Source organism: Siminovitchia fortis, assembly GCF_003605365.2.
GTDB lineage: Bacteria > Bacillota > Bacilli > Bacillales > Bacillaceae_C > Siminovitchia > Siminovitchia fortis.
Genome location: NZ_QYTU02000009.1, coordinates 24,499 through 50,645 on the forward strand (window position 1 = coordinate 24,499; position 26,147 = coordinate 50,645).

The 26,147-nt window shown below is 43.7% G+C and carries 20 protein-coding genes and 1 pseudogene; 6 read left to right on the top strand and 15 right to left on the bottom strand.

Annotation, left to right across the window (positions count from 1 at the left end; all coding sequences use genetic code 11):
• The first annotated feature begins 178 nt into the window (after positions 1-178).
• Positions 179-1,500 (top strand): annotated as a pseudogene (locus tag D4N35_RS06045) (sodium-dependent transporter).
• A 476-nt stretch (positions 1,501-1,976) separates the two neighbouring features.
• Complete coding sequence (sda, locus tag D4N35_RS18640) at positions 1,977-2,114, top strand: sporulation histidine kinase inhibitor Sda (protein WP_120071461.1); 138 nt, start codon at positions 1,977-1,979, stop codon at positions 2,112-2,114.
• A 242-nt stretch (positions 2,115-2,356) separates the two neighbouring features.
• On the opposite strand, the gene D4N35_RS06055 is transcribed toward sda, so the two are convergent.
• Together D4N35_RS06055 and pdxS are read right to left on the bottom strand one after the other, a co-directional pair.
• Positions 2,357-2,560 carry a hypothetical protein gene (locus D4N35_RS06055; protein ID WP_120071463.1) on the bottom strand — a complete coding sequence of 68 codons (204 nt, stop codon included), beginning with the start codon at positions 2,558-2,560 and terminating at the stop codon, positions 2,357-2,359.
• Positions 2,561-2,922: 362 nt separating this feature from the next.
• Positions 2,923-3,804, bottom strand: a complete 882-nt coding sequence (gene pdxS / locus D4N35_RS06060) for a pyridoxal 5'-phosphate synthase lyase subunit PdxS (RefSeq protein ID WP_120071465.1) — start codon at positions 3,802-3,804, stop codon at positions 2,923-2,925.
• 121 nt (positions 3,805-3,925) lie between these two features.
• Here pdxS and pdxR point away from each other — a divergent pair, with 121 nt between their 5' ends.
• Positions 3,926-5,329 carry a MocR-like pyridoxine biosynthesis transcription factor PdxR gene (gene pdxR, locus D4N35_RS06065; RefSeq protein WP_120071467.1) on the top strand — a complete coding sequence of 468 codons (1,404 nt, stop codon included), beginning with the start codon at positions 3,926-3,928 and terminating at the stop codon, positions 5,327-5,329.
• Between the two features lie 65 nt (positions 5,330-5,394).
• Here the strand turns inward: pdxR and D4N35_RS06070 are convergent, their stop codons facing one another.
• The 6 genes from D4N35_RS06070 to D4N35_RS06095 form a co-directional block, all read right to left on the bottom strand.
• Complete coding sequence (locus tag D4N35_RS06070; RefSeq protein WP_120071469.1) at positions 5,395-5,715, bottom strand: DUF6678 family protein; 321 nt, start codon at positions 5,713-5,715, stop codon at positions 5,395-5,397.
• 220 nt (positions 5,716-5,935) lie between these two features.
• Positions 5,936-6,766, bottom strand: a complete 831-nt coding sequence (locus D4N35_RS06075; RefSeq protein ID WP_120071473.1) for a DUF8832 domain-containing protein — start codon at positions 6,764-6,766, stop codon at positions 5,936-5,938.
• Positions 6,767-6,780: 14 nt separating this feature from the next.
• On the bottom strand, positions 6,781-9,198 hold the full coding sequence (locus D4N35_RS06080; protein WP_120071475.1) for a heavy metal translocating P-type ATPase: 2,418 nt from the start codon (positions 9,196-9,198) through the stop codon (positions 6,781-6,783).
• A 103-nt stretch (positions 9,199-9,301) separates the two neighbouring features.
• Positions 9,302-9,508, bottom strand: a complete 207-nt coding sequence (gene copZ / locus D4N35_RS06085; RefSeq protein WP_120071476.1) for a copper chaperone CopZ — start codon at positions 9,506-9,508, stop codon at positions 9,302-9,304.
• Positions 9,509-9,884: 376 nt separating this feature from the next.
• Positions 9,885-10,934: an LLM class flavin-dependent oxidoreductase gene (locus tag D4N35_RS06090; RefSeq protein WP_120071478.1), complete on the bottom strand. Its 1,050-nt coding sequence runs from the start codon at positions 10,932-10,934 to the stop codon at positions 9,885-9,887.
• Between the two features lie 111 nt (positions 10,935-11,045).
• Positions 11,046-12,878 (bottom strand): DUF4153 domain-containing protein, encoded by a 1,833-nt coding sequence (locus tag D4N35_RS06095; protein WP_235870306.1) that lies wholly within the window; start codon positions 12,876-12,878, stop codon positions 11,046-11,048.
• A 162-nt stretch (positions 12,879-13,040) separates the two neighbouring features.
• Between D4N35_RS06095 and D4N35_RS06100 the strand changes: the two genes are divergently transcribed.
• Positions 13,041-14,672 carry an FMN-binding glutamate synthase family protein gene (locus D4N35_RS06100; RefSeq protein WP_120071480.1) on the top strand — a complete coding sequence of 544 codons (1,632 nt, stop codon included), beginning with the start codon at positions 13,041-13,043 and terminating at the stop codon, positions 14,670-14,672.
• Between the two features lie 87 nt (positions 14,673-14,759).
• Here D4N35_RS06100 and D4N35_RS06105 read toward each other — a convergent pair whose 3' ends face one another.
• The 4 genes from D4N35_RS06105 to D4N35_RS06120 all read right to left on the bottom strand — a co-directional run bounded on the left by D4N35_RS06105 (position 14,760) and on the right by D4N35_RS06120 (position 18,566).
• Positions 14,760-15,254, bottom strand: a complete 495-nt coding sequence (locus tag D4N35_RS06105; RefSeq protein ID WP_306463592.1) for a metallophosphoesterase family protein — start codon at positions 15,252-15,254, stop codon at positions 14,760-14,762.
• A 105-nt stretch (positions 15,255-15,359) separates the two neighbouring features.
• The gene (locus D4N35_RS06110; RefSeq protein WP_120071484.1) at positions 15,360-15,836 is read right to left on the bottom strand and encodes a hypothetical protein; all 477 of its coding nucleotides are present in this window, start codon (positions 15,834-15,836) and stop codon (positions 15,360-15,362) included.
• A gap of 220 nt (positions 15,837-16,056) precedes the next feature.
• Positions 16,057-16,437, bottom strand: coding sequence for a VOC family protein (locus tag D4N35_RS06115; RefSeq protein WP_120071582.1), 381 nt, complete (start codon positions 16,435-16,437; stop codon positions 16,057-16,059).
• 32 nt (positions 16,438-16,469) lie between these two features.
• Positions 16,470-18,566: a GAF domain-containing protein gene (locus tag D4N35_RS06120; protein WP_120071486.1), complete on the bottom strand. Its 2,097-nt coding sequence runs from the start codon at positions 18,564-18,566 to the stop codon at positions 16,470-16,472.
• 181 nt (positions 18,567-18,747) lie between these two features.
• Between D4N35_RS06120 and pgeF the strand changes: the two genes are divergently transcribed.
• Entirely contained in the window at positions 18,748-19,512 is a 765-nt protein-coding gene (gene pgeF, locus D4N35_RS06125; RefSeq protein ID WP_120071488.1) for a peptidoglycan editing factor PgeF, read from the top strand.
• Positions 19,513-19,614: 102 nt separating this feature from the next.
• On the opposite strand, the gene D4N35_RS06130 is transcribed toward pgeF, so the two are convergent.
• From D4N35_RS06130 to D4N35_RS06140, 3 genes are all read right to left on the bottom strand, one after another.
• Positions 19,615-21,072, bottom strand: coding sequence for a protein adenylyltransferase SelO (locus tag D4N35_RS06130; RefSeq protein WP_120071490.1), 1,458 nt, complete (start codon positions 21,070-21,072; stop codon positions 19,615-19,617).
• Between the two features lie 215 nt (positions 21,073-21,287).
• The gene (locus tag D4N35_RS06135) at positions 21,288-21,866 is read right to left on the bottom strand and encodes a uracil-DNA glycosylase (RefSeq protein ID WP_120071492.1); all 579 of its coding nucleotides are present in this window, start codon (positions 21,864-21,866) and stop codon (positions 21,288-21,290) included.
• A gap of 272 nt (positions 21,867-22,138) precedes the next feature.
• Complete coding sequence (locus D4N35_RS06140; RefSeq protein ID WP_120071494.1) at positions 22,139-25,222, bottom strand: efflux RND transporter permease subunit; 3,084 nt, start codon at positions 25,220-25,222, stop codon at positions 22,139-22,141.
• Positions 25,223-25,320: 98 nt separating this feature from the next.
• On the opposite strand from D4N35_RS06140, the gene D4N35_RS06145 reads away from it, so the two are divergent.
• A complete protein-coding gene (locus D4N35_RS06145; RefSeq protein WP_120071497.1) occupies positions 25,321-26,145 on the top strand; it encodes a TetR/AcrR family transcriptional regulator in 825 nt (274 codons plus the stop codon).
• The last annotated feature ends 2 nt before the right edge of the window (positions 26,146-26,147 follow it).

Genomic DNA, 26,147 nt, shown 5'->3' on the forward strand with positions numbered 1-26,147 from the left:
ACTTGGTTTGGTCAATTGCCGAACCAAAAGGCCGGGATATTATTTATTTCCAATCATCTCATTCCCTGATATTCTTCTCCTCTATCGTTCATACATTTTGAAAAATCACCGGGGGTTGTTTGTTTTTCTGTTCAAAAAAGCTATAATAAGAGCATTGTTTACGAAGAGAGTGATTTTGATGAAACAACGAGAGCAATGGACATCGAAGATCGGTTTTGTATTGGCGGCCGCTGGAAGCGCCATCGGGCTCGGCGCCATTTGGAAGTTTCCGTATATGGCGGGTACGAACGGCGGCAGCGTGTTTTTGTTTTTATTTATTGTGTCAACAATGGCAATCGGTCTGCCCATTCTGCTGGCTGAGTTTGTCATTGGACGTAGAGGGCAGCATGATGCGGTCACTTCCATGAAGCTATTGGCTCCTGGACGGAAATGGTATTGGATCGGATGGATGGGCCTGGTTACATCCTTTATTCTCTTATCTTTCTACAGTGTCGTAGGAGGATGGATTCTTTCCTATTTGGTGAGAGCACTGGTTTTCCAGCTTAACAACACTGATTATGGAGAATTATTCGGCTCGGTCATTTCGAACCCGGTCGAGGTTTTAACTGCACAAGCAGCATTCATGTTCTTGACGGTTTGGATTGTCCAAGGCGGTGTCAAAGGGGGAATTGAACGCGCGAGCCGATGGATGATGCCATTATTATTCATCTTTTTCATCGTACTCGCCATCCGTTCTCTGACGTTGGAAGGAGCAATGGAAGGTGTCCGGTTCCTGTTTGTCCCGGATTGGTCCTTTTTGACGGGAAAAACTTTTCTGCTGGCGCTTGGACAAGCTTTCTTCTCTCTGAGTGTCGGTGTTACTGCGATGATGACCTACGCGTCCTACCTGCCAAAGGAAGAACGTCTTGGCCAATCAGCCTTGAACGTTTCAATATTGAATATATTCATTTCTTTACTGGCGGGACTTGTCATTTTTCCGGCGGTATTTGCGCTAGGCCATTCGCCGGAAGAGGGGCCGGGCTTAATCTTTGTCATCCTGCCAGCTATATTTAATGAAATTCCATTTGGCGGCGTATTTATGGTTATTTTCTTTATCTTAATGTTGTTCGCTACACTGACTTCCTCCATCGCTATGCTGGAAATTGTCGTATCAACCGGTATCCAAAAAAATATGACCGCAGAAAGCGGATGGCTTGGGTATTTGGCTTGCTCATTTTCCTTGTCGGGATACCTAGCGCTCTATCATTTGGTGTTTTATCAGAGTTGCACCTTCCGGGCGGCACTGTGTTTGATTTTGCGGATATATTGACGAGCAGAATTGGAATGCCGATCAATGCCCTTCTCGTATCGTTGTTCGCTGGGCATGTACTGACTAAAGCGGAGACGGCTGATGAGCTGCGGATGAATCCGGCAATCCATTCTATATGGAAATTTATTGTAAGATACGCGGCACCGATAGCCATCATCGCCATCTTTCTTGCCTATTTCATAAATGGTTAGTAAAGGCAGACTTTGGTCGGTCCTTAGGGGAAAAAAGACCTTAAGGGAAATCTAATTTATACCAGTAAAAAAACTCGAAAGCGATCCATACTAGGATTGCTTTCGAGTTTTTTCCTAATCAAAGGAAAGAAACTGTAAATGTTTATGAATATACTTATTTTGCTTTGTCTAGCTCTTGCGCCTTTCGACTAGCAGACTTCGCATCTAATGTGCTCCTGCGGCGCAGCGATTCGAGGAAGTTTTGCGAACATCATAGCAAAGCTGCACGACGTAAATTCGAAGATGTATTGCACAAGGTAATTCAAAGGAAGTAACTTTCCTACGATAAATCAACATCGGATTAAATTTCCTGATGTTAAATTACCCAAATATTGGTAAAAATTAAAAAAACACTTGCATTGAAAGCGCTGACTAGATTAAGCTATTACACGTTTGTGAATTTATAGAAAGGAGCATAAAAAAACAATTTAAACGCCATGAAGAGCTTATCAGATAGTGACCTAATCAAAGCTTACATCCAAGCGAAAAAATTAGAACTTGACCCTAAATTTAATCAACAACTAGAAGCCGAACTTCAACGACGCTCTATTTCCATACATCCAGATGAAACATAGTGAAAAGACACCTACAATAATAGTAGGTGTCTTTTCACATAACCTTAATAAGGCAACGGCGAATATTGAGGGTTTTCATTTCTGGAATCACATTTTCTGTAGAATGTAATCCAGCATTGGTTGACCGCATCCCCGAAATGAGCGTATTATTTTCATCCATGAAAATAGTCGGTTTCTTGAGGCTCGATGCCGAAAACGAACTGTTTAACTTAGGGTCCTGCCGACGTTAAAATGGAACCGCTTTATTTATACAGGGGTTTAATTTGTTTTTGATAAATCTCATACAACTCTCGTTCGGAAACCCCCCGTTTTTCCGCCGCTGCCTTGATCAAAGCGATCTCGTGATACATAGTTTCAGACAAAATTCCCTTTTTAATATTCTTTCTGATTTCCACATAAAAACCTGCCAAAAGATCGTCCGGTAGTTGTTCGTATAAAGAGGACAAAATATTCCTCCTTTCTGTAATAGACTAAGAAGCAACATCACAGGTATTTTTAAAAATTTCTGTATAAAAGAGCTTTAATCCTTTTCTTAAAAAGAAAATAAGGAAAAAGTAGCTATCAGTTTTAGTTCATTAACAGATTAATTTTATGCATAAATAAACCGCGGCTAGTTATACTAAACGCGGTTAAACATTCATTTTTTTATATCTGCTATTACTACATTTACCTTTAATTTTTAACTTATGACTGGATGCAATTCCAAAAACTTTGTATTGAAGTCACCGCTCATAAACGTTTCATTCTTGCTGTGGCTTCTTCTCTTGTAGAACCGTAGGTGATGACCATTGCGATCATTTTTTCCTAATCACCAACCACGCTCCGCCATTCTCTCTTCAAGGCTGAGCTGATTGACGTCGATGCCTTTCATAGCTGCCCCCAGTTCTTTTGAAAGCTTGCCGATCAAATCATAGTCTTTGTAATTCGCTGTCGCTTGGACAATCGCGCTTGCAAATTTTTCGGGATTCTCTGATTTGAATATACCTGAACCAACAAATACGCCGTCTGCTCCAAGTTCCATCATCAACGCTGCATCAGCGGGTGTCGCTACGCCGCCGGCCGCAAAGTTGACAACGGGCAGCCTGCCCTCTTTTTTGATCTGCTTAAGAATTTCGTACGGTGCACCAAGATTTTTAGCTTCGGTCATCAATTCATCGTCATTCATTGCAACCACTTTTCGAACTTGCGCATTCACTTTACGGATATGGCGTACAGCCTCAACAATGTTCCCTGTTCCAGGCTCTCCTTTCGTACGAAGCATGGCTGTCCCTTCCCCGATCCGGCGTGCAGCCTCGCCTAAATCACGGCACCCACATACAAATGGCACAGTAAAATCGCTTTTTAAGAGGTGGAACTCTTCGTCTGCAGGAGTAAGGACTTCACTTTCGTCAATAAAATCGACACCCATTGCCTCAAGTACTCTGGCCTCAACAATATGCCCAATACGGACTTTTGCCATGACTGGAATGGATACGGCATTCACAACCTCTTCAAGAGTTCTCGGATCCGCCATTCTGGCAACCCCGCCGGCAGCTCGAATGTCGGATGGCACCCTTTCCAAAGCCATGACTGCTACTGCTCCAGAAGCCTCCGCAACCCTTGCCTGCTCTGCGTTGACAACATCCATAATAACGCCGCCATTAATCTTTTCCAAAACATTTTTTGCTGTTTCGCTTACTGTTTGTGTCATGATTACCCCTCCAAGAGATTGTTTTTTCTTCCATTTGCCATTATTATAGAAATAAGGTGACTCTGTTAAAAGCGCCAGTTTCAACCAAAGTGACAGGGTCAGATTTTGGGAGGTTAATAGTATGGAAATGTTATCATGCAATTTAAACCGTTCCATCGATGTTCCGCTATACGAACAGCTTTATTTATATATAAAAAAAGAAATAACGGAAGGCCGCCTCGAATATGGATCCAAGCTGCCATCCAAGCGGAAGCTTTCCGAATTTCTGAAGGTCAGCCAGAATACCGTGGAAACGGCTTATGATCAGCTAATAGCAGAAGGATACATCGAAGGACTGCCCCGTAAGGGTTATTTTGTCCTGGCTTATGAAGATTTGGAATATGTACAAAATGAAGCTGCCGTAACAGATGAATTGATCGAAGAAAAGGAATTAGTGAAGTATCATTTTCATCCGGGCTGGATTGATACAGAGAATTTCCCTTTTCACAAATGGCGGAAATATGCCAGGGACACGATTGATCAACAGCATCATTCATTGCTTTTGCTTGGTGATAAACAAGGAGAATTGGAGCTTAGAAGAGAAATAGCCCATTATTTGTACCATGCAAGAGGTGTCCAATGTTTCCCTGAGCAAATTGTCATTGGGGCCGGGAGTGACAACCTTCTGCAGCAGCTCATTCTCCTGTTTGACAAAGAAACGATATACGGCGTGGAAGACCCGGGCTATCACGTCATTTCGCATATATTGAAAAGCTCCCAGCATAAAATACATCCGCTCAAAGTGGATGATGAAGGCGTAAAAACGGATTCCCTCGAGAATACAAACATCAATGTCGTTTACGTCACACCGTCCCACCACTTCCCGTACGGGTCCGTACTTTCGGTCAACCGCCGGGTTAAACTGTTGAATTGGGCAGCAGGCGGCGAGCACCGCTACATCATTGAAGATGATTACGACAGTGAATTCCGTTACAGCGGTAAATCCATCCCTTCATTGCAAAGCATGGACCAAAGCGAAAAAGTTATTTTTTTGGGAAGTTTTTCAAAATCCCTTATCCCGTCACTCCGGATCAGTTATATGGTTTTGCCAAAACCTTTGCTAAAAAAATATAAAGAAGTGGCGCTATCTTTCTATCATTGTTCCGTTTCGAGAATCGACCAGCACATATTAACCCAGTTTATGAAAGAAGGAGATTTTGAGAGACATTTAAACAGGATGAGGAAAATCTATCGAAAAAAACTTGAAAAGACCCTGGAAGTGTTAAAACCTTACCAGAAAAAAGTGGAAGTGATAGGAGAACATTCCGGCCTGCACATGCTGCTCGCCATAAAAAATGGCATGAATGAGGAAGAACTTGTCAAGAGGGCGTTAGAGGCCAAAGTAAAGATCCATCCGCTTTCCTATTACACATTGGACAAAAAAGTGGAGCATCCTCCAAAAATCATTCTGGGATTTGCCGGGATACCAGAGGAAGAATTGGAATCTGCCGTTCAATTGCTATTGGAGAGTTGGGGGATTGCTTAAGTGTATGATAAGCGCTTCATGCCCGCCTCCGAAATGGGGGCGGGCTTTTTATTCAGATAAAGAGTCTATATATAGTCAATGAATATTCCCGGCTTTACATAACCGTAAATCCTAATCCTGTTTTCCGATAACTCACCAGGTACATGTATTTTTCTGAGAATGTTCACCAGTTCCTCTTTAATTTTTGCATTTTCAAACTTGATTTCCAACCATTCTATTGGATTGTACCCCCCTGTACGGAAGTGATAGTACCAATCTCCATCCCAATGGCTGATATATCCAGTCTCGATATCTTTTGTTCTCCAAAGAACTTGTTCCGGGAACTCAATCATGGCCGTTCTAATTTCATCCCATTTGGTATCATTCATTAAGGGGTGATAGCCCATATATTAACCCATCCTTTTCGATAAATGCTAATGCTATTATACCTCCCAGAAAAATGCCTGTAAAAGCTTTAAAGACAAGATAAGCACGATAATACCTAGCGGAACATAGATCAATAATGACCATACCCTCCTCACTTTTAAAAGAGGGAAAAGGGGTCCCAACCTGTATCTTCCAGAACAATCGATCAAGTTTTTGAACCCCTCTCATACAAATACATCATTATTGAACTTCAATGACAAATGGGTAAGCATTGACTCGTTCCCCGAATTTGAATTCAGCCCAAAGTTTATAGACCCCTGGCTTGTTAAATTGGGTTTGGAAAACTGTTTGATCTTCTGAAACCGGGTGAACATGGATAAACTGTTCTCCATCCTCATCCAAAATGACCACATGGCCCAAAGCCCCCAAATAGGGCTCTGGCTGGGCATCTTTCACATCAAAATTAAAGGTAACCTCTTTGTTAACTTCCAAAGATGTAGAGGTTAGTTCAACCGTTTGGCCATTGATTGTTTTTGTAAAATCCGTATCTACAATAAGATCATTGTCTTGATGTTGCTTATGCGATTCACCAACATGCAATTCGATCGGTTTGATTGAATATTGCAGGCCTTTTGGTTTGATATCAACGAACACTTTATAAGATTGATCAGCTAACCTGATGGGCAGTTGATAGATTCCTTCCGCCTTCTTTTCAGGATGTACATGATAATACTCTTTCAAATCTGTACTGACGACAATGAGATGCATATGCTTTTCATGTGAAACTTCGAGTTCAGGAACATGACCATTTTTATCTTTTAACTCAATAGTGATTTCTCCGTTCGCGTAAGACACTTTGGGTATAACTTCACTGGCAGTGTTTGTACCATGGTTTCCGTGTTCATGGTGACTATGTTGATGATCCATATTTTCTTCCTCCTGCTCTACATCTGCGTGATTAGTTTGTCCATCCGCTTTAGCATTCACACTTGCGTATACACTGTAGCCCGCGATGACGATTACCAGGTACACAACAGCCGAAACGACCCAGATCCAAATATTTCGTTTCATATTAATCCTTCCTTTCAACCCCTCAACTTCACTCTTTGGAGTCTTAGGGCATTTAATACAACTGATACGGAACTAAAAGCCATCGCGGCTCCCGCTAACCACGGCGCCAAGAAGCCTGCTGCGGCAACTGGAATGCCCAAGCTATTGTATGCAAGTGCCCAGAAAAGATTTTGCTTAATATTGGTGATGGTCTTTTTGCTCATGAAAATTGAATCGGCGATTGCATTTAAATCACCGCGAATAAGAGTGATATCCGCCGCTTCCATCGCGACATCCGTACCTGTACCGATCGCCATCCCTATATCCGCTGTTGCCAATGCCGGGGCGTCATTGATTCCATCCCCTACCATGGCAACTTTCTTTCCGGCCTGTTGCAGCTTCTTCACTTCCGCCGCCTTACCCTCCGGCAAAACTTCAGCAATGACGTGCTTGATGCCAACTTGTTTGGCAATCGCTTGAGCCGTTTGGGTATTGTCGCCTGTGATCATGACCACATCTAAATCCATATCCCGCAAACGCTCAATAGCTTCTTTTGAAGTTTCTTTGATCGTGTCAGCGACAGCGACAATTCCGGCAAAGCGGCCGTCAATGGCAGCCAACATGGCCGTTTTCCCCTGCTTCTCTAATTCCTCCATTTTTGTCAGCTCAGCTTGCACGTGAATATTGTTCTTTGCCATGAGCCTGCGTGTACCGATCAGTAAATCTTTCCCGTTAACCGTCGCCTGTACTCCGAAACCGGGGATAGCTTCAAATGTTTCCGGTGAGGCCAGTTCAATCCCTTTATCTTGAATTCCTTCAACGATCGCTTGCGCGAGTGGATGTTCCGAATTTTTCTCTGCTGATCCGACAAGTGTTAGAAATTCGGTTTCATTCATACCTTCTGCTAAAATGACATCCGTCAACGAAGGTTTCCCATTGGTTACTGTACCGGTTTTATCCAAAATAATCGTATCCAACCGGTGAGTAGTTTCAAGATGCTCCCCGCCTTTAAAAAGAATTCCAAATTCTGCGGCGCGGCCTGAACCGGCCATAATGGAAGTTGGTGTTGCCAAACCAAGTGCACAAGGACAGGCAATAACCAATACGGCAATGAATTTTTCAAGGGCCTCCGCAAATTCTCCGGGGCTTACGGCAAAGTACCATACAAGGAAGGTGATAATCGCGATTCCAACCACAATCGGTACAAAAATGCCCGAAATGACGTCGGCCAGACGTTGAATGGGCGCTTTGGAGCCCTGAGCTTCCTCAACCACCTTGATAATTTGCGCCAAGGCCGTATCTTTCCCGACCTTTGTTGCTTTAATCTTTAGGAAGCCGTTTTTGTTAATGGTTGATCCAATCACGCTGTCCCCAATCGTTTTATCGATCGGGACACTTTCCCCTGTCAGCATGGATTCGTCAAGCGCGGAACTGCCTTCCACAATTTCTCCATCAACCGGCACCTTTTCGCCCGGTTTTATATAAACAATATCGCCTTGTAAAACTTCTTCAATCGGAATGATCATCTCTTGGCCATTACGAACAACCGTGGCATTTTTTGCTTGTAGTCCCATAAGCTTTTTAATGGCTTCAGATGAGCGGCCTTTAGCCTTCGCTTCAAAAAGTTTGCCCAAAATAATCAACGTAATAAGAACCGCACTCGTTTCATAGTAGAGCTCGACCATATGGGCATTCGAACCAATCGATCTGATACTTAGATATAGGCTATAGAAATAAGCGGCCGATGTACCCAATGCAACAAGTACGTCCATGTTCGCACTTTTATTTCGCAGCGCTTTAAAGGCTCCAACGTAGAACTGTCCGCCTACAATAAATTGTACAGGTGTGGCGAGTGCGAATTGGACCCACGGGTTCATAAACATATCAGGCAGCCAAATAAAAGAAGTAAATTCAAAGTGGCTGACCATAGCCCACAGCAGTGGAAAAGACAGAATAGCTGAAAATAGAAACTTCCCTTCCTGTTTTTCAATTTCCTTTTGCCTATGATCAACTTGGCCTTCTGCATTTTCCTGTTTTTGCTCTAAAGTGTAGCCAAGCTTTTTAATTGCCTCTTTCATGTCGGAAACGGATACCTGATCGGGGTTATATTCCACAAGAACTGTCTCCAGCGCGAAATTGACCGCAGCCCTATCAACGCCATCCATCTTATTGAGCCTTTTTTCAATTTTATTGGCGCAAGCTGCACAGGTCATCCCGGAAATATCAAATTCTGCTTTTTCGCTTACGACATCATATCCCAGAGACTGGACCTTCTCCTTAAATTGCGTTACTTCCGTTTTTTCCGGATCGTATTTTATTTGTGTTTTCTCAAGCGCAAAATTCACGTTTGCCTCTTCTACGCCTTCGATTTTTTTCAACCCTTTTTCAATTCTGTTTGCGCAGGCTGCACAGGTCATCCCTGATATTTGGAGGGTTGCTTCCTTCTGGCTCATACTTTATCACTCCCAACTGGATATACTGTAGAGGGGTATATTTTTATCCGATAAATAAATCGTGCAAAGGAAATTGCACGATTTCGTTTTGGTCCTGATCGGATTACTCTACATCGTATCCTTGATCTTCTATAACATCTTTAATCTCTTTCAAATTCACCGCATTGGAATCAAAAGTAACATCTACTTTCCCCTGGTCAAGATGTACTTTGACGGATTGAACACCTTTTAGTTTCCCGACTTCCCCTTCAATTGAATTCACACAATGACCGCAAGACATTCCTTGTACATTTAATGTTACCTGTTCCATAAAGTAAGTCCTCCCAGTAATATTTTTTCTATAATTTACGCTACCCCTGTAGGGTAATAATTTAAACTTGCCGTTTTTTAAAAACGTCCTAAAATGCTCGCTATAAGCTTTTCTCATCATTTAAAATTTTATTCGACAGTGTTCCAATGAGATTGCCGAAGTCAACTATACCATTTAACCTGCCTCCCCCTAATTTTTTTCATATTCGATCACAAAGCAAATTTACCATACCCCTGTTGGGTATGTCAAACAATAAAAATAAAATGCCGTTACAGCGGCACAGGGGGTCCTTCTATAATTATTTTGAAAACCGTTTAAACACTTCCAAGAAGGCAGATCCCTCAACATATAGGAACTGCCTTTTCAGTTTGTTTGTCTACTGCCCCGCTTCCCACCCGGAGACTTCCTCCCGTACTCGCGGCGCAACTTCTGTTCCAAGCAGTTCAATGGCTCTCATGACCTGATCATGAGGCATCGTGCCTAATGGAACATGCATCATGAAGCGGGTAATACCCACTTCCTTACGAAGATGGATGATTTTTTGGGCTACGGTTTCCGGATCACCTACGTACAGCGCTCCTTCAAAGCTTCTGGCCGCGTCAAAGCTTGCCCGGCTATAATGTCCCCAGCCTCTTTCCCGGCCAAGCACATTCATCACCTGCTGGGTGGAAGGGAAAAACTTGTCCGCCGCCTCTTCAGCCGATTCCGCAACAAACCCATGCGAGTGCGATGCCACCGGCAGCTTGGACGGATCATGCCCCGCCTTGGCGGCCGCTCTTTTATATATTTCCACAAGCGGCGCAAACTGTACCGGCCTGCCCCCGATAATCGCAAGAGCAAGCGGCAGCCCTAACAAGCCTGCCCTGATGACAGATTGGGTATTTCCGCCGCTTCCTATCCATACAGGAAGCGGATCCTGCACCGGCCGCGGATATACTCCGAGATTGTCGATGGCCGGACGGTGCCCGCCCTTCCATGTTACCTTCTCGGACTCACGTATTTTCAACAACAGCTCAAGCTTTTCCTCAAACAGCGTGTCGTAATCTTTCAGGTCGTAGCCGAACAACGGAAAGGATTCGATAAATGATCCCCGCCCCGCCATAATCTCTGCGCGCCCGTTCGAAATCCCATCAAGCATGGAAAAGTCTTGGAAAACGCGAACCGGATCGTCGGAAGAAAGCACAGTAACCGCACTTGTGAGCCGGATCCTTTTTGTCCGCGACGCGGCGGCCGCCAGCAAGACAGCTGGCGATGATGCAGCGAAATCTTTCCGATGATGCTCCCCTACACCGAATACATCCAAGCCAACTTCGTCGGCCAAAACAATCTCTTCGACCACTTCGCGCAATCTCTGTGCATGGCTGATCACATGTCCTGTCTTTGGATCGGGTGTCGTTTCTACAAATGTAGTTATGCCTATTTCCATTAGCCATTCCTCCAGGTTACAAAAAGTAATATACTTATTTTAAAGTTAATACTTTTATTTTACAATATGGCTGCAAGGAAAATAGACCATCGCCCGCACCTATACCTTTTCCTATTTTATTTGAATGAACGCATACAAATCGGCATTATACCTGGAATTGGAATAATCAACGGAATTTGCGACGATACTCATTCGGACCGCATCGTTTTCTTCCGTTACTGTTGCCTTTTCAACGGTCAAATTATCATTGTTCCCTTTAAGTTCCTTTTGGTTTTCAAGAATCTGATCGAAGGCTTTCTTCGCATCAAACCGAATGAGCTCCTGATTCTCGCCATCAACGAGGATCAAGTAAATATCCTTCCCGTCAATCACTTTCTTCAGCTTGTATGTTTGGTTATCTATTTCCACCGGAATGCCTGCCGCGGCATCTTGTTTCTTTTCATAAGGGTCGATATACAGGTGGACCATCCGGTCGTAATTTTCGATATTTACCATAGGGCTTCGATCCCAGTCAAGATAAGCGAATCGGCTGTCATCCTGCCTCCTGCCCTCTTCATCATACACTTCTTCAAATCCGAAGGTGTCTTTAAAGTTACCGTAATAAAAAACATTATCCGGCAGCCAGTCTATGTCATCAATATAATCCATACTGTCCAAATAACTGACCGTTCTCGTGATGGTTTTCTTATCTTTGGTGGATATGTCCGCATTTGGAGCGACTTTCCTGTCTTCGAGCATACCGTTTTCCGTCAGTGTACTTTTAAGCAGGTTGATCTGATTTACCCGGCTCACTGTAAAAGCATCAACCGGCGGGATGATGGAAATAGCCGAAAAGACAATTAAGACAGCTGCTATTAATCCGTTTTTCCTGATTGGGAAAAAGCTGAATATCACCCCTGCGATAATAGCAAAAATTCCAAACAGGATGACATAGTAGCGTCCGTGTGTAAGGCCCATTTCCCCGATTCTCAAAATGGAAGCAATCGTTTGGAACAATACGATCGGAATTAATACTTTCGGAAAAATTTTTCTGAACAGGACTGCAAATTGATTCTCCAAATTACTTGCTAAAATATACACCAAAATGACAGTGATGGCATATGAAACAAGCATCGGTTCCAACAGATTGTTCGTCCAGAAATCTCCGCGGATATTTAACAGCACATACGCGAGAAGTATCACCGTATATACGGCCGTCAACGGAATGATGATATACGAAATCAGAATCCCCAACAATTTCGGGGTATCGACTGCTTTTGCCACCTTCCCCTCTTGCAGGGCCTTGTCCCCACCCAACCTGCCGGCATCTTTTTTACCGGGGTAAGGAGGGGTGAAGGACAGGAAGAAAGTCGGTGCAAACAATGAGAAAACAATATTCAGGACATGCCCGTACGCTTTATAGTCCAATGAAAATAAAAGCTGGTCAACAGCCAGCAAGATGGCGTCAAGCCCGATCGAAATAACCGCTGAAAAAAGAACCGTGATAAAAAACGCCTTAAACACGGACATGAAGCTCTCATTAAATGTTATCTTGCTTTTGATGGACGGAACCCATATAAACGCCATGACCAGCGCAAATATGGCAACGCCCGTTTTGGTTCCAATTTCCATATTAAAAGTGGATGCCGATCGAATGGCAAAGAAATATCCGGCTGTTAAAACCGCCGCTCCCCCCATGAGCAGGAGCCGTTCACTTATCTTTGTAAAAAAGCGTTCGAACGTTTGCTGGGCAACTGCGCTCAGAAGGGCGCCAATCACAAAGGTGAAAAGATATTTTGTATAACTTTCCGTTTCATTATTGATCATATTCATATTCACAGTAGCGGCAGCCAGCAGAAAAAGCATCGTCAATGGGTAACGGTTGACAGCCTCTATCAGGCCAATCAGCTTATTCCTCAAGCCTTTGACCACGTTCATCAACATCACCTTTTTCCTTTTTTTCATTTTATTCACCTAAGCCCGTCCGGATAAAAATAACAATACTGAACTGGTTTCCTTGATGGTACTACGATTTAGGTCAACTGTATATAGTTTCTTTCACTAATTGATAAGAAAAAACATTTTCGGACAAAATACAATGAAAATCGGACTTAAACGGAGGACACCATGAATCTCTCAGACATATTGATCATCATCGCCTTTACAACCGGCGCCCTTGTTTTGGCGGCACTCATCATTTTTTTCATATATTTGATATTGTTCGACCGGAATCAGAAAATGCATGCTATTTTAAGAAATTACCCTTTGCTTGGAAGGGTCCGCTATTTTTTTGAAAAAATCGGACCGGAAATGCGCCAGTACTGGTTTAACAGCGATACGGAAGGAAAACCATTCTCCAGGGCTGATTATGAAAATATTGTGAGGAGTGCGAAATACAAACGGGATGTAATCGGTTTCGGTTCCAGACGGGATTTTGAGGAAGAAGGATTTTACATCCGCAATGACATGTTTCCAAAGCTGACGGAAGAACTGAAAGTCGACCAGGAAACAATAGCTTTGACAAAAAAATATCTGCTTATCAAAGACCCCCTGTTCACTCAAAGGATTGAGAAGGTTGAGGATGACGAGTCTTCCGCCTACTTGCTCCATGAAGATGACGCTATCGTAATCGGCCCTCATCTGGAGCACCCTTTTATCCTTAAAGGCCAGATCGGCATGTCCGCTATGAGCTACGGAGCTTTGGGAAAAAATGCGATAACCGCCTTATCCAAGGGGCTTGCGATGGCAAAAGGGACTTGGATGAACACCGGCGAAGGCGGCTTGTCCCCATACCATCTTGAAGGCGGCGTCGATATTATTATGCAAATCGGGCCGGGCCTGTTCGGCATCCGGGATAAAGACGGAGAGGTGGATTGGGACGAGCTGAAAAGGAAAAGTGAAATCCCCCAAGTTAGGGCATTTGAAATTAAGCTAGCCCAAGGGGCGAAAGTCCGCGGCGGCCATATTGATGCAGAAAAAGTGAATCCGGAAGTGGCCGAAATCCGGAAAGTTGAGCCTTACAAAGCGGTGGACAGCCCCAACCGCTTCCGGCAGTTTCATGACGTGCCGACAATGTTTGATTTTATAGACAAAATTCGGGAAACGACCGGTAAGCCTGTTGGCATCAAGATTGTAATTGGCGGAAATGACAGTGCCAAGGAATTGGCAAAGTATATGAGCGAAACCGGCAGAGGCCCCGATTTTATTACGATTGACGGCGCAGAGGGAGGAACAGGAGCCTCCTATCAAGAACTGGCGGACAGCGTCGGCCTGCCGATTAAATCCGGGCTGCTCATTTTAGTCTCTACCCTCAAAAAATACGGTGTCCGGAACCGGGTGAAAATTATTGCGTCCGGGAAACTTTTTTCACCAGACCGGATTGCCGTCGCTTTGGCCATGGGGGCCGACCTTGTCCAGATTGGCAGAGGGTTCATGATATCTGTCGGATGCATTCAAACGTTAAAGTGCCAATCCAATATATGTCCAGTCGGAGTGGCCACAACGGATCCACACCTGCAAAAAGCCCTTGTCGTTGATGAGAAAAAGCATCGTGCAGCAAATTATGTCATCACATTACGGAAAGCATTATTCCGAATTTCCGCTGCAGCCGGCCTGAATTCGCCGGTCCACTTTTCCTCTAAAAACGTCATGTTCAAGGATGATAAAGGGATCGCCCATTCACTTGAAAGCATCATACACGAAATAGAACAGCAAATAGAATGTGATGAAGCGGCGAATCTCTCAACTTTGATGAAGTAATACCAGCATTTGCTGTAGTATGTAAACATATTTTTTTCAAACAACAGTTAAGGTAAAAACAATGGGGTGGCAATTCCCCATTGTTTTTTACTTAAACATCACGATTTCAGCCCGGAAAGCCTCATCAATATGTAAAATTCCATATGAGTAATAAGGCATCCTCCGCTTGTCTGTAGGAGAGCCGGGGTTCATCAGCATGACTTTGTAATAATATTGAATCGTCGGAATATGGGAGTGGCCAAAAATGATGATGTCTGCCCCTTCCTCTTCAAAAGCTTCTAATGCACGTTTTTCGGTCGTCTTGCTTTCACCATGTCCATGCACGACTCCAATTTTAAAGCCGTTCACTTCAATGAGTTCCTTTGCTTTGAAGTGTTGCTGTATCCCTTCGCCATCTATATTTCCATATACGCCGACAACCTTGGCATACTCTGAAAGCTCCCTGTAAACCCCCATTTCAACCCAATCACCCGCATGGATAATCAAGTCCGCGGATTCGCATTCTTTTAAAAGAGGTGCCGGCAGCCGCTTTGCCCTGCCGGAGATATGTGTATCAGATGTCACTACAATTTTCAATTTCACCGCCCCTTTGTCCATTTTTCAGATTAAAAAATCAAGATGCCGATTTTTCATTTAAAAACAGCATCCGTGAAATGATCCATTTCTTCAAGTTTCCGGCTTGACGGATCATGGTTCCAACGGCGGGACAGCAATCTCCGCGTATTGAAGATCATCCCGTTTTTTCATTTTTATCTGGAAATACGAATCGCGGTACTCCGAAACGGAATCTTTCATTTTTACCGCTGTAGGAAGGGTGATGACAGACCGGTGGCCTGAAGAGGGAATGCCCTCAATAAACATCTGATTGGAATTATGGTAGACCTTCATTCGGGATAATTGGCTTTCATCCGTAATCAGGATTTTCACATAGACATGATCAAGGCTCTCAAAAGTCGTTGCCTGCAGCGGCCCCTCAGCCGACACCTGCATCTCCTGTCCGCGTTCGCTGTCCGAATCCATGGAGCCCATCATTTTGGCATTTTTGATGGAAGAAGAAATGGACTGCTCCATTAATTCCTGAACATATTTTTGTATATCATTGTTTAAATAATTCTCGCTTAACCATTTCGGCAGTGTGCCTTTTAAAAATTGGAATGGGAACATGATCAGTCTCCCCTATAAGATTTAAGATTCAATCCTGATGTTTACAATATATGCCCACACTTTCGATTGGTTAAAGAAGGGCTGCAAAAGCAGAAGTGCCCAGTTAGCCCGACAAGCGCAAGACGATTTCCCGGGCGTTCAGCTCCTTAGCCATTAAAAAAGCATTTCCAGAGGTCATTTTTTGACCTCAAGGAAAATGCTGCAGAATATCACTTTATTTTCAACTTTTTTCCATGACTGCAAAATAGTTTCCTTCGTTATCAGCAAAATTGAACACTTTCCCGGAAGGCATATCAACCATTTCACCAACTGTTATATTTTTATCCAGAAAGTCTTGATACAATTCTTCAACGTTCTCGGAGAAAAACATCAACGAAGGAGTGCCCAAGTTTAACTCTGGCTCCATTTTTGCGATTAACTCCTTATTATGCAGAATAAGACTTGTTTCTGCATCCTTTGTGGGAGCAATTTCAATCCATCTCATCCCTTGGCCATTATTTTCTTCGGAAATTACAACGAAACCAGCTTTCTCCGTCCAGAATCGTAATACCTCATCCTGATCATTCACATACAACATAATCTGGCCAACTTTGTTAATCATTTTTTCCCTTCCTTCCATTCGTTTTTTTTATTTTACTCCGAATTATGACCGCTTCCATCATGCCTTTGTACCATTTGAAATTTTATAAAAAACGTCGTGCCTTCCTTCCCTGTTTCAATTTCAATCTTTGCATTGTGTCGGGCGGCGATGGCATAACATATACCCAGTCCCAAACCTGTCCCGTTGTCTTTGGTCGTGAAGAATGGAGTGCCCAGTTTTTCCATCACTTCTGAACTGATTCCCATCCCTTGATCCTGAATAGCAAGAACGACAGAATCCTTTTCTTTGTATGTTCTGACCCATAGCGTTTTCCCTTCTTCCATCGCTTCCAGGCCGTTTCGGTATATATTCATGATTAATTGACGTATCTCATTATGATTTAAAAGCAGCTCCGGGACCTCTTCCGTTTCCACTTCGATCATTTTGTTTTGGGTAACCGCATCGACCTTCATCAATGGGGTCATATCAAAAATAATTGTATTTAAATCCATCATTTTCATATCAGAGGTCTTTGTATTGCCTATGGAAAGGAATTCCGTAATTATTGAGTTGGCGCGGTCCAGCTCTTCGATCATGATTTCTAAATAATGATCATGTCTGCCAAAATCATTATCCATCTTTAATAATTGCAGGAACCCCCTCACCGTTGCCATCGGATTTCTGATTTCATGACTGATCCCTGCCGCCATTTGTCCGATCAGATCCAAACTCGATAACCGTTTAAATTCGTTTTCATACCTTTTCTTTTCCGTTATGTTTTTTAAAAGGCAGCAGATTCCATCCTCATAAGGGTAGGCAGATATGTCATACCAGTGTTCTCCATAAGCCGAGAGTATTTCGAATTGTACAGCAATCCGCCCGGACATCGCCCGGTGAAGCTCCTTATACATGACCGTATTGATTCTTTCGGGGAAGACCTCCCACAGGCTTTTTCCAAGTACATCCTTTGCCGTTTTATTATTCGGTAAAACTTGATGTTGATTGACGTACGTAATTTTCCAATCCCTGTCCACTGCAAAGAACCCGCCTGTAATCCCTTCGATTACGCTGACCACCTTTTCATTGGCCACAGCCAATTCCCTCGTTCGTTCTTCGACCATCCTTTCAAGCCTGCCTACATATTTCAGGTTTGAAAAAACCGGAGCAGTCCAGTCAACAATTGATTGTGCAAATTGAATAAGGCAATCACAGTACTTGAAATTATTTTCCTCTTGTACGGCAACAATGATAACCCCCAGCACTTCTCCCAATGAAACAAAGGGAAAGGCCAGCAACGACTTTATATTAAAATTCCGGCAATCTTTGCAGTCTATTCTCTCATCTTTGTGAACATCCGGAACATAGATCGTATTTTTGGTACGAATAACATCTTGAATAATTTCTTTAAAGCTTTGTTCCATTCGGATATAATCGGTTCCCGTCCCCTTATTAATGATAAAAGAAGGCACCTTTTTGTCCGTAGAATCCAGAAGAAAAGCCGCGATGATAGTATTGTTGTCCAAGATCCTTTTTAAGTATGAAAAACAGATATCAATACATTCTTCCATCGAGGAACACTTGGTCAGATCGCGTGACATACCAAGCATCAGCTGCTTTTCAAGAAGCAGGTCCTCCTTCAGCTTCAAATATTTCGCATTTTGAATGGCAACCGCAGCCATATTCACATAGGCTTCGACACTTTTTATCTCTAAACCTGTTAAACTCATTGAAACCCCGTGATTATGTAAAAAAATAAGGCCAAATACCTCTTGCTCGAAAGTGATTGGCAACGCCAGCAATGATTTGACTTGAAAAGCTTTAATCAATTTTGGATCCGGCCTGTCATCCTTGGATACTTCCGGAATATAAATCGTTTTTCTCAACTCAATCAGTTCTTTGGCCAGCTTGTTTTCTTTTGGGTCAATGACCACAGTATCGATTGCCATACCATCAAATGTTTGGGGCTTTCCTGCAACTCCCCTGAACGTTCCATCTTCCTGAGGCAAATAGATCCCTACAGCATCACATTGAACAATTTCTTCAGAAATCGCTTTAGTTACGTGCATCAACACTTCCTGGAGATTCGATTTGGTGTTGATGATTTTTGTTATGTGTGCAAGTCGAGAATAACTCGTCTGTTCCCTTACCATTTTCCAGTCTCCAATCATAAGTTCAAAACACTCTACCAATCATACAAAAGTCTTGTAATGTTACCTATATTTTACATGGATTTCATGACGTTGTAAGCACATTTAGAAAAATAAAGTCGGTTAATTATGAATCCCCTATACAACAACTTTCCTTTCACATATATTAAAATCAGGTGATGATATGAAAACCAAACTATATATGGATACTGGGAAGTTCATAGCAGGAATGACCATGAAGGATCTGAAGGAACCTGAAAAAAACAATATGGCTCTGCATGTTTGTGAAAATACTGCCGATGTGGTAGAAAACCGAAAAGACCTGGCCAAATTTCTTAATTGCGAACTGAGTGATTTCGTTTGCGCCAATCAAACCCATTCCTCCAATTTTCACAAGGTGACGCTTTCTGAAAAAGGACGCGGCGCAGATGGATTAGACACGGCCATCGCCGATACGGATGCCCTGTACACATATGAGCCAAATCTGCTATTATGCTGCTTTACGGCGGATTGCGTACCGGTGATTTTCTATAATGAAGCGAATGGACTCATTGGTGTGATCCACTCGGGATGGCAAGGAACCGTGAAAGAAATCACCTTGAAATTATTTCAGCACTTAATAGAGACGGAACAATGTGAGCCGGAAGATTTTCATATTCAAATCGGGGCAGCATTGAGCCAGGAAAAATTTGAAGTTGATGAGGATGTATTCGCGAAATTCAGGGACCTGGGCTACGCTGATGACTTCATTTATTTTAATGGCGAGACCCGAAAATACCATATCGATAATCAGTTAACAGTGAAAAAGCAATGTGAGCTGGCGGGAGTTCCGGGGGATCAGATTTCCGTAGACCGAACCTGCACCTATTTGAGCCCGGATGGTTTTTCTTATCGGCAAGATAAAAAGTGCGGAAGGCATATGAGTTTTGTGATGAGAAAAGGAGATTGAGCGGGGACCGACCTCCCCTTTTTTGCATTAACGCACTAACGCGGTGGGGGACAGGCCCCCAGTACGTTAACGCGTTAATGCGGTGGGGGACAGGCCCCTTATTCAAGTGCCACAAAATGTCTGATAAGGGATGTTCGTTTCCGGTACCTTTGTGTATTCAGCCTTTTCCGCGGAATACTCATAAGGATCGGACAGTACCTCCATAAGCCGCTCCATTATAGTTAAATCCCCTTCTTCCACCGCGGCTTCCAGCGCCTCTTCCACGCGATGGTTGCGAGGGACCACGGCAGGGTTGCTGTTTTGCATTAACTTATGTGAATCAGCCTTCGATTCTTCTTGATTTTCCAACCTTGCCTCCCAACGCTTTTTCCATTGTGCAAATTCACCCGTCTTAAAAAGGCTCGACTCATCAAATTTATTGCGGGTTAAAGCAAGAAAAGTGTTCGTAAAGTCTGCACGGTGCTTTTCCATTAAGCTGAGGAGATCTTTGATCAATTCTTCATCCTTTTCCTCAACATTAAACAGGCCGAGCTTCGCTCTCATTCCTGCAAGCCAGTGTGATTGAAAGATTTCATTAAAACCGGAAACCTTTTCCTGTGCCAGTTTTACAGCTTCTTCTTTGTCATCATGCAATAGCGGAAGCAGTGTTTCAGCAAACCTCGCCAGATTCCATCCGCCAATCAATGGCTGATTTTCATATGCGTAGCGGCCTTGGTAGTCAATCGAACTGAATACTGTTTTCGGGTCGTAGGTATCCATGAATGCACACGGACCGTAGTCGATTGTTTCTCCGCTGATGGCCATGTTATCGGTATTCATCACCCCATGGATAAAGCCGACTAGCTGCCATTTCGCAATAAGCGCGGCCTGGCGGTTGATCACTTCCTGCAGAAAAGAAAGATACTTATTTTCATCATCATCAATCTCCGGATAATGGCGCTTAATTGCGTAATCCGCTAAAATTTGCAGGTTTTCAACGCCGCCCCATCTGACAACATACTCAAAGGTACCGACACGCAAATGACTCGCCGCCACACGTGTTAAGATGGCGCCTTCCAGTCTCGTTTCACGAAATACCGGTTCACCTGTTGTCACAACCGCCAAGCTGCGGGTAGTGGGAATCCCTAATGCATACATGGCTTCGCTGATGATACATTCACGCAGCATCGGACCCAGCGCCGCACGGCCATCACCTCCGCGAGAATATGGCGTCCGGCCAGAACCCTTCAGTTGAATATCAAACCTTTCGCCTTTTGGCGTCACCTGCTCTCCCAACAGTACCGCACGGCCGTCACCCAACATTGTAAATTGCCCGAATTGGTGCCCGGCATAAGCTTGGGCCAGCGGCTCCGCCCCTTCCGGAATCTCATTTCCGGCAAAAACCGCTGCGCCGTCTTCACCTTTTAGCGCTTCCGGATTCAGCCCTAATGATTCTGCCAATGGATCGTTCAATATTACTAATTCCGGCGATTTTACAGGAGTCGGATTAATGCTGGAAAAAAACATTTTCGGCAAGCGGGCATAACTATTGTCAAAATTCCATCCTATTTCCTTTTTCATAGCTTCTCCTTTCCAATGTAATATTAACTGCACTTTTATATAGACATCCATAAGATCCAGCATCTGTCTTTGTCCTTGTATTATACCCTTTAAACAATAAGTTACGTGTGAATTTCCTAAAAAAGAAGCGGGACCATTTACACGAAACCGCCTCTTTCTCCTTAACCCTTATTCAAAACGAATCCTTGCCTGCACGACAAATTAACATAGCCCTGCTAACCCGCAGGACCATGATGCTTCGCGGCTACAAGCTGCAGGTCTTCCAGAAGCAGCGGATATAGATTGGGACGACGCCTGGCTGCAAGAGGATGGTAAGCGACGGTTGTTTGATAGCCGTCGACCTCATACCAGCTTCCCCGCAACCCCTTAACATCGAGCTCGGGATTTCGGAAGAAGCACTGTACTGCTACGTTCCCCAAACAGACAATGAGTTCAGGCTTGTGTTTAAAAATCTGTTCGTCCAGATGGCGCATGCAGATTGTACGTGTCTTCTCCTTGTCGTAAGCGCGTACGGGCTTTCTTTTTAAAATATATGTAACGTATAGCTCGTCTTTATCCAAACCGGCTTCATGTGCCGCTTTCTGCAGTGTCTGCCTCGTCCCGCAGACCATCGGATTCCCTTCGCGGTCTTCGCGGGCGCCGGGATTGTCGAGGATAATCATAATGGGTGCCTTTGCGTTTCCCTCACCCCAAACCATCCGTGATCCCTGCTGGTACAACCCGCATTCACGGCAGTCTTTTTGAGATTCGGGCGCAGGATCCTCCGGCCAGATTTCCGGGCAAAATGAAGTCATGCTTTTCACGCTCCTTTTTGCATAGGATACCCTAAATTTATGTTCACAGGCACATTAAAAATAAGCCCCGCAAGTGGCATTCACCTGCAGGGCCCATTAAGAAGGTATAAAATTTTGGCTGAATCTTCTATATAGAATGAGATATGATATGTCCAGCTTCAGGCGCCATCGGTTCGAGGTCATAAGTCAATCGCTGATGAAGACAAACTACGCCTTCTTCAGCGCTTGTCTTATGCTTGTCGCCTAAGGCTGCGCGCCTTGCGCTTTTCTTATTAATTCTCTTCTATTTCTCTGCGGTTTTTCTTGAATAACTTAGACAATACTTCATATACGATTGGCACAATGATCAGAGTGAGTAATGTCGAACTTGCCAAACCGCCGATGACGGTGATTCCAAGACCTCTTGAAATCAACCCTCCTCCGCCATTGCCAAGCGCCAATGGAATCAGCGCGCCAATTGTAGCAATTGCGGTCATCAGGATTGGGCGGAGACGCGTTGCCCCGGCTTCCAATACCGCCTGGCGCATTGTCAATCCGGCCCGTTCCATTCGGACAATCCGGTCAACCAGAACGATGGCGTTCGTCACAACAATACCGATCAGCATCAATAACCCCATCATAACGGAGACTGAGATGGTTTCACCGGCAAGGAACAAGCCGGCAAAAGCTCCGATTACGGTAAATGGCAGTGAGAAAAGAATAGCAAATGGCGCAACACCTTCATGGAAGGTAACAACAAGGATGAAATATACAATGGCGACCGCTGCCAGCATGGCCATGCCAAGCTGTGTAAATGTTTCATCCATATCTGCCTGCACGCCTGCAGTTTCGACAGTCACGCCTTTTGGCAGATCCAATTGATCTACTTTTTTACCAATTTGTGAAGTAACTTTAGAAATGTCATCGCCTTTCACTTTCCCTGAAACCGTTGCATAATATTCGCCTTTACTGCGGTCAAGTGTATTGTACGTGGATCCTTTCTTCACTTTGACGAGATCTGAAAGCGGCACTGTATCACCAAGCGCTGTTGGAATTTTCTTATCCAGAAGTTCATCTACAGTATCCGGCTGATCCGCTTGTTCTTGCTGAACAATGACATCTAAAGAATTTCCATCCTTTTCCACTGTCGTCAAGACATCTTTAGTTTTTTGCGGATTTAACATCATTGCGAGCTGCCCTGTTGTCAATCCGTATTTCAGCAATTCAGCCTGTTCCACCCTAAATGTATATTTGACAAAAGCCTCCTCGGCACTGGAAGAAACATCTTTAAGTCCATCATTTTTCTTCATGATGTCTTCTACCCGTTCAACCGATTCGTTCAGTTTATTTAAGTTTTCGCTGTAAAGTGTGTAACTCACCTCATTGGTGGTGCCTGACATTGACGAGAAGTCCTGGTTTTTCCAAGTTCCTGATTGATCAAGCGTCGTTACATACTTTTCTATTTTTTCCCTTGCCTCTGGGAAGTTCTCCATATCCGGGTCAAAAATCAAAAACATTAAGGCTCCGCCGGCGCCTCCGCCCATCATGGCAGCGGAAGGATCCCCCGCTTCTGTGACAGACACTTGCACAATGTCAATATCATCACGCTTCAGCATTTTATCTTCAACAACTTTAACATTTTCCAGGGTGTCCTCACGCAGTTCCCCTGCTTTTGGCGTGTACGTTAAATACATCACTTTTTCTTCGTCGCTGCCCAAAAAGCTGAAACCAATAAGCGGCGTTAACGCCAAGCTGCCCGCAAGTAAAGCAATCGCAAGCACTGACGCAATGATTTTATGGTTAAGAACCCCATTAAGAAATCTCTTATACCCATTTGCCAGTTTCCCGGGACCTTTGTGGCTTTTTTCGGTTTTTTCGCCATACAACTTCTTTTTAAACAAGAAATGCGAAAGAGCTGGCACAATGGTAATCGCCACAAGCAACGAGGCCCCAAGCGCAAAGGCCATTGTCAAGGCGAACGGCATGAACAATTCGCCGACCATTCCGCCGACAAAAATCATCGGAGCAAAGACAGCAACCGTCACTAATGTCGATGACATAATCGGTTTGAACATTTCGATGGTCGCTTCGCGTATAAGTGCGCGGCCGTTTAGTTTTTCCTCTTTCAAATGCAAGCGCCGGTAAATATTTTCAACAACGACAATCGAATCATCGATGACCCGGCCAATCGCAACCGTAACCGCACCGAGCGTCATAATATTCAACGTGATATCCAACCAGTTCAATAGCATTAATGCCATGAAAATTGATACTGGAATTGATATGATCGAAATAAGCGTTGATTTAAAATCCCGGAGGAAAAGAAGGATGATTAGTATAGCGATCAATCCGCCAAATAACGCTTTTTCAATCATCGTTGCCACGGAATCCTCGATCGGTTCTCCCTGGTCAAGCGTTACATCAATGGAAAGGCCATCATACTTCGACTTTTCTTCTTTAATTAATTTCTTTACTTTATTGACAACATCAACCGTGTTCGCCTGCTGATCTTTGACAATTTGAATTGCAATGGCATCTTTTCCGTTTGTACGGGAAACCGATTCAACCTTCCCGACTGTCTTGACTTTTGCGATGTCGCCAAGCTTCACAAATGGCGATGGATTGGCAGCAGACGGCGTGACAGGAATTAACATATCCTTCAATTCTTTGACAGTCATGAATTTGCCGTCAATTTCAACAGCCTGCTCGCCTTCCTTAAACTCATAAAGTCCTAATGAAACGTCCATGTTGCTGGCTTGGATCATTTCTTTGACTTTATCTTCCGTCAAATCCAATTCATCCAATTTCGCTTTATCGTACGTGAGGTCCACTTCTTCGATATGCTGGCCGGTGATGGTAGCGGAGGCCACTCCATCAAGCTTTTCGATTTTCGGCAGCAAACCTTCTTCTACTGTTGACGTTAATTCAACAATATCTTCTTTTGAGCTGCTGACACTCAGGGCAATAACCGGCATCATGTTCATGCTGATGGCGGATGTTGTCGGCTCCTCTGCCCCTTCCGGCAATTCAACATTATCCAAAGCCGATTTTAATTCCCTTTTCGCCTCATCCATATCGATCCCATATTCATACTCCACCTGGATGCTCGCCATATTGGAATAGGAATTGGAATAAACAGCTTTCACATGGTCCAGGCCTTCTGTCGCTTTTTCTATCGGCATGGAGACTTCTTCCATTACCTGTTCAGGAGTCGCTCCTGGATATACACCCGTTACCATTAAAAAAGGAATGGAGATATCCGGGATCGTCTCCGTTTTCATTCGTGTCCCCGAGTAAATACCGGATACCGTAATGATGATTGTTAACAGCCATACCGCAAGTTTATTCTTTAAGACAAAATTGACTAACCCGTTCACAATTACACCTGCCCAAAATTGACTTTTTCCTTACCGTTTCCTATAATAATGACCGGTTGGTCATTTGTCAATGAATACCCGGGGAGCGATCGATTAAAATGGCAAAAAAACAGTTAATCATGGAGAAGGCATTGGAGCTTTTTGCCAAGCAAGGATTTGAATCTACGTCTGTTCAGCAAATAACAGAACATTGCGGCATTTCCAAAGGTGCATTCTACCTGTCCTTCAAGTCGAAGGACGAATTGATATTAGAGTTGCTTGATCATTTTACGATGCAGGATTTATTAGAAATTGACTACTTGGTCAGAAATACAGAAAATGAGACTCTCTTATATGATTTTTATCAGGCAACGTTTGATTCTTTTCAAAAGCACTCGGACTTCGCCAAAATATTTCTTAAGGAGCAGATGCATACACTTGATGAAAAGTTTGTAAATAAAATGCGCACCTATGAAAAATCATTCGAGGAAGTAATTTTAACCATAGTGGAACGGTTGTACCGCGAGGAAATCAAAGAAGCCAAATATGATTTAATCTATTGCATCAAGGGATTTTTGAATACTTATTCACAGATTCTTTTATTCAGTGATGCACCGGTTGATTTAGAATTGCTTTCCCAATCGCTTGTGGAAAAAACCAATATACTGGCAAGGCATACGACCATTCCCTTTATTACAAAAGAAATAGCGCAGGTTTGTCCGGCAAGCGAAAAAGCAACGAAAGAACAAATTCTTGAACTGATTCAAGAAAAGATGGAGGAAATGGAAGATTCAATCGAAAAAGAATCACTTGTCCTGTTAAAAGAACATTTGCTGAAGCCGGCCCTCAGCCCCGCCATCGTGAAAGGCTTGCTGGAGAATATCCGCCACCACCCTCATTGTAAATGGATCTCCTATTTGCTTCGGCGTTATTGGGAAATGTGAGT